This window comes from Herbaspirillum sp. B65, from assembly GCF_000333555.1.
Classification (GTDB): Bacteria; Pseudomonadota; Gammaproteobacteria; order Burkholderiales; family Burkholderiaceae_D; genus Herbaspirillum; species Herbaspirillum rubrisubalbicans.
This window is the reverse complement of the sequence record NZ_BADI01000246.1, coordinates 1-5,427: the sequence shown is the minus strand read 5'-3', so window position 1 is coordinate 5,427 and position 5,427 is coordinate 1. Positions and strand designations below refer to the sequence as shown.

The 5,427-nt window shown below is 67.6% G+C and carries 3 protein-coding genes and 1 pseudogene; all 4 read right to left on the bottom strand.

From position 1 onward, the window contains the following. Positions 1–664: alpha-amylase family glycosyl hydrolase (locus I5W_RS06480; protein ID WP_044528618.1), on the bottom strand; the 664-nt coding region annotated here is incomplete at its 3' end. Further along, positions 664–2,925 carry a 4-alpha-glucanotransferase gene (gene malQ, locus I5W_RS06475; protein ID WP_044528617.1) on the bottom strand — a complete coding sequence of 754 codons (2,262 nt, stop codon included), beginning with the start codon at positions 2,923–2,925 and terminating at the stop codon, positions 664–666. The genes I5W_RS06480 and malQ, both read right to left, overlap by 1 nt. Further along, positions 2,922–4,814 carry a malto-oligosyltrehalose trehalohydrolase gene (treZ, locus tag I5W_RS06470; RefSeq protein WP_044528616.1) on the bottom strand — a complete coding sequence of 631 codons (1,893 nt, stop codon included), beginning with the start codon at positions 4,812–4,814 and terminating at the stop codon, positions 2,922–2,924. The genes malQ and treZ overlap by 4 nt, the downstream gene beginning before the upstream one ends. Beyond that, positions 4,811–5,427 (bottom strand): annotated as a pseudogene (locus I5W_RS06465) (glycogen debranching protein GlgX); the annotation flags it as partial. The pseudogene I5W_RS06465 and the gene treZ, both read right to left, overlap by 4 nt.

The following is a 5,427-nucleotide window of genomic DNA, read 5'->3' as shown; positions in this document are numbered from 1 at the left end:
CGGTCTGGTCGGGATGGCCAGCGTCGATGGCCTGGAAGGCTGCCATCGCATCAGCCAGGCGCGCACTGCCTGCCGTCTCCAGCACCACCGCGTGATCCTGCGGCGCCAGCGGGAAGCGATGTTCGTTATGCGCCACGTACAGCTCGCCCTGCTCTGGATCGAACTGCAATACCAGCTCTCCGGCTTCCAGGGTCTCGGCATAGGGTTGGCCGAGAAACGGCAGCAACACCTTGCCCGCCAGGGCCGGATCGGGGCTGTCCCACTGGATGTCGAACCAGTCAGCGTGGCGGCTGTGGCGGCCCCAGCGCAGGACATCCTGCCACCAGGCATTGTGCTGCCCGAGCGCCATATGGTTGGGCACGATATCGACGATCAGCCCCATGTCCTGGGCGCGCAGACGCTGGCACAACTGGCGCAGCCCCTCTTCACCGCCCAGTTCCGGGTTGATGCGGGTGGTATCGACCACGTCATAGCCGTGACTGGAACCGGGACGCGCCACCAGGATGGGCGAGAGGTAAAGGTGGCTGATGCCCAGGCGCTGGTAGTAATCCACCACCTCGGCGGCGTGTTCGAAACGGAAATCGCGGTGCAGTTGCAGCCGTGCCGTGGCGCGCGGCACGCCACGGCGCGCTGTGCGCGCTGGGCAAGCGGAAGGATCTGGCATCAGTTCTCCTTGGGGGCGGCACCGCGCACGCGGCGCAGCCGTTCGAGCCGCGCGCGGGCGGCATAGTCGGCAAATAGTTGCGGGGTATCGGCGGGCAGACGGCGGCGCCAGTTGGGGTGTGGGTCGGTGAGGCCGGGCAGGTTCGGTTGCTGGGTCAGGCCGAGGATGTCTTCCAGCGGCACCACGGCCAACGGCGCGGGCGTGGCCGCCACCCACTGCAGCGCGGCATCCACCGCGATGGCGCAATCCTCCAGGGCAGCCGGCGCGGGCGCGTCCGCCATGTCTTCGGCCAATGCTGGCGCTACGTGTGGCAAGGGGCCGCTGGCCCAACCCTGTTGGACCAACCCGTGCCAGAGCTGGCTGCGCTCCTGGCTACGTTGCGTCAGCGCGGCCGGCAAGCCCTGTGGCAGATGCCCCAGCCGTTCGCGCCAAGCCAGATCGGCCCCGGACCACCAGCCGGCCACCGTCGGCAGGTCATGCGTGGTGGTCACCGCAATGGCCTGGCGCGACCAGGCCGCCGGGGGCAGGAAGTTCTGCTTGTCGCGCTGGAACCAGAGCACGCGGATGCCCGCCACCCCGGCCTCGGCCAGCACCTGGTCGAAGCCGGGCGGCACCGTGCCCAGGTCTTCGCCGATCACCACGGCGCGATGCCGCCAGGATTCCAGCGCGATCAGGCGCAGCATGTCCTGCTGCGGATAGGCGACGTAGGCGCCGGCATCGGCCTGGCGCCCCTGCGGCACCAGCCACAGGCGATTCAAGCCCAGCACATGGTCGATGCGCACACCGCCGCCCTGGGCAAAGCAGGCGCGCAGCATGGCGAGATAGCCGCGATAGCCGGTGCGGCGCAGGGCCAGCGGCGAGAATGCGCCCAGTCCCCAGTTCTGACCCTGCGGCGCCAGACGATCCGGCGGCGCGCCGACCGTCAAGCCCGCGGCGATCTCGCCCTGATGGCTCCAGGCTTGGCTGCCGCCGTTGTCGGCCCCCACGGCCAGGTCGGCGATCAGGCCGATGCGCATACCGGCCTGGCGGGCGCGTTGCTGGGCAGCGCCCAACTGGCGCGCCGCCTGCCATTGCAGGAACAGGTGGAAGTCCAGTTCACCGGCGTGCTGGCGGGCGAAGTCTTGCATCTCGGGCGTCTCGGGATGCTGGCCGGCAGCACCCCATTGGCGCCAGTCGCAGTGACCGGGTGCGCCCTGGTTGCTCAGGTGCTGGCTGTAAGCTTCATATAGCGCATGGGCGCGCAAGGCGGCCCCGCCTTCGCGCTGGAAGGCCGCAAAGGCCGCCAGTTGCCCGCCATCGCGGGCCTGTTCGGTACGAAAAAGTGCATATAGACGCCGCAACAAGCTCAGCCGATGCGCACCGGCCCGCGACCAATCGATCAGGCTGGCCTGTTGCAGGCGTTCATGGGCAGCAATCATTTCCGAGCCACCCTCGGCCAGCACCTGGGCCTGCGCATCCTCGCCGAGAATGCCGGCCGGATCGATCAGGAAGGGATTGAGGAACAGTCGACTGGAGGGCGAATAGGGACTGCTGCGTCCAGGGTCGGCCGCAAACATCGCGTGCAGCGGCGACATCGCCAATGCCGCGGCGCCATAGTCGGCCGCCATCGTCGCCAGTTGCGCCAACGCGCCGAAGTGCCCGATGCCGCCGTCGCCGTAGACCTTGCGTGCCGCCTTGAGACTATCGCTGCGCAGGCCATAGACCTGCGCAGTCAGCGCCCAGCCACGTTCACTGCCCTGCCCGGCCAATGCGTCCGCCAAGGTATAGCAACGCGGCGGCGCAATGGCCAGGGTCAGGATGTGACCGGCCACCAGCAGGCGGTGATAACCCGGGACTTCGATAGGCGGCAGCGTAGGCGGCTGGTTGAGGTCGGAAGAAATGAGCAACATCAGGCGCGCCCCGTTGTCCAGCTCGACCCGGCAGGACAGGCCATGCAGACGCGAATGGGCCGGCAAGACCACCGGTTGGTGCTGCACCCCCGTCAACAGCGGCGGCAGGTAGCCAACCGCCTGCTCGCGCGCCAGCCGGGCCAGGCTGTCGCGGCAGTCGCCGGGGGTCGAACAGGGCAATTCCAGGGCGTCCAGGATGGCGCGCAGCGCGTCTTCCTGTACCGTCTGTGGCTGGTCGTAGGCATCGGTCCATTGCACGGCAATACCGGCGCGTCGGGCCAAACGATATAAATCATTTTCCGGGCATGCTACCGAAGTGAGCTCCGGCTTGGCCGTGGTCGGCACCGATTGTCTCCAGAGCGCGCTGCTCATGCTGCCCTCCCCGCCTGGCTGGCCGGCTCGCGCAAGGCCAGGATGGCGTGCGCCGGGAAGCTGCCCTCGGCCAAGGCTTGCAGTGCCCCGCCGCTGTCAAAGAGCACATCGGCGCCGGCCGGCTGGGCCAGGTCGTCCAGGGTTTCCTGCAAGGGCGCCTGGTCCAGGTTGACGGTGATGTTGAGCACGCTGCCATTGGACAGTTGCCAGCGCGCATGGACCGCCTTGGGGCCGATGGCACGTGCTGCCAAGGCCTTGGCACCGCGCAGGTAAGGCGCGATGTGGTGCCTGCGCAGATGCAGCAGCTCGGCCACGCGCCGCAGGCAGGCGGCCGACGCCGGGGCCGGACCGGGCTCGGGAATGGAAGAGACGAAGGTGGCGAAGCTGTTGGGGTCCGGGATCTGCTCCAGCAGCTTGGGATCGGCAAACTGCGGGAAACGCGCGAACTCGCGCCGCCGCCCTTCGCGCACGGCCGCAACCAGCGCTTCATCGCGATGGCTGGTGAAGTAGAGGAACGGCTGTACCGCGCAGAATTCTTCACCCATGAATAGCATCGGCACCTGCGGCGCCAGCAGGATCAGCGCCTGGGCGGCATGGAGCGCCAGCGGATGGGCCAGCACGCTCAATCTTTCACCAAAGGCCCGATTGCCGATCTGGTCGTGGTTCTGCAGGAAGTTGACGAAGGCCGTGGGCGGCAAGTCAGCGCTGGGTTCGCCGCGCGGCTCCCCCGAATAGGGCGAGACCTCGCCCTGGTAGACGAAGCCCTGCTGCAGGCAGCGCGCCAGTTTCTCGGCGGGCGCGTCGGCATAGGCGCTGTAGTAGCCGCTGTCTTCGCCGGTCAACAGTACGTGCAGGACGTGATGGGCATCGTCATTCCATTGGGCGTCATAGACCTGGCTGGAGCGCTGGCGCACCTGGCCGATCTCGGCCACTTCCGCCTCGGCCGCGGCGGCCGCTGTGTAGCCCAGCAGATGGGCGGCATTGCCGTCATGCTCCAGCACCAGGTGCACATGGCGGGCGCTGCCGATCTCGGCGCGGATGCGCTGACCCAGCGTGACCAGCCAGTCCGGCTCGCAGATGGCGTGGACAGCATCCAGGCGCAGGCCGTCGAAACGGTATTCCTGCAACCAGTAGAGGGCATTCTGGGTAAAGAAATCGGCCACTTCCGGGCGCCGGAAATCGATGCTGGCGCCCCACAAGGTCTGCCGGTCCTGGCGGAAGAATTCAGGGGCATAGCAATGCAGGAAATTGCCGTCCGGGCCGAAGTGGTTGTAGACCACGTCCAGGAACACCATCATGCCCAGCCCGTGGGCGGTATCGATCAGGGCCTTCAATTGCTCGGGCGTGCCATAGCTGGCGTCCGGCGCAAACGGCAAGACGCCGTCATAGCCCCAGTTATGGGCACCGGGAAATTCGGCCACCGGCATGAGCTCGATGGCCGTGATGCCCAACTCGGCCAGCTCGCCCAGGCGCTGCTGGATGCCGGCAAAGCCGCCCATGGCGCCGGGATGCAATTCGTAGAGCACCGTCTCTTCCCAGGGGCGCCCCTGCCAGTGCGGGTATTGCCAAACATAGGCTTGGGGGTCCACCACCACGCTGGGGTCGAACACATCGCCGGCCTGCCCGCGCGAGGCGGGATCGGGGGCGATCACTTCACCCTGGGCGCGGGTCTGGAATACATAACGGTAGAGCGTACCGGGATCGCATGGGACCTCCAGCACGTACCAAGCTGGCGACTCGGCGTCTTCCGGCCTCATCGGCAGGCGCTCACGACCGATGATCTCCACGGCCACCGCCTCGGCGCCGGGCGCCCAAACGCGAAAGCGTACCTGGCCGGGCGCGCTCACTTGCGCGCCAAACGGCAATGTCACGGAAAAGCGGGCGCTCATGCGCGTTCTCCCCATTCGTTACGGGTAATCCATTCATTGGCGGCCAAGGGATAGATGGCCGAGGACAGGTGCAAGGGACGGTTGGCAAACACTTGCAGGCTGTGCGCCTGCACCTGTACCGTGGCGCTGCCGGGCAGCTTGAGGGCGACGCCTTGGCCGTCGGGCATTCCGGTCGGCTCGGCGGTATCGAGCAAGAGGCAATACTCGCCTATGGTGCGCGGGAACTGGAACTGGATCGGTTCATGACCGGCATTGACGAAGATCATCAGCACGTCCGGCGTGGCTTGTGGCACCTCGCCCGGGCCGTCCGCGTTGGCCGCATCGTGCAGGCGCGAGCTCAACTGCTTGTGCGCTTCGTGGCGCTTGCCGGCCAGCTGCAGGGTGATGGCGCGCGCCACCGGGTTGTTCCAGTCTGCACTGGAGACCGGACGCGCCGCCTCATCGAACCAGGCCACATCCGGCAAGTCATCGGCCACCCTCTGCTTGCCATGCAGGAAGTAGCTCGCACGCAGCACCTCGAAGTCGCGCCGGATGGCGGTGAGGCGCCCGACGAAGGCAGTCAGCGCCGCCCCGTCCGGGGCGCGCGCCTGTTCCCAGCGATCCAGGAAATCTC

Coding starts and splice junctions, on each gene's coding strand:
- malQ (WP_044528617.1), bottom strand. CDS start 2,925: ATGAGCAGCGCGCTCTGGAGACAATCGGTGCCGACCACGGCCAAGCCG.
- treZ (WP_044528616.1), bottom strand. CDS start 4,814: ATGAGCGCCCGCTTTTCCGTGACATTGCCGTTTGGCGCGCAAGTGAGC.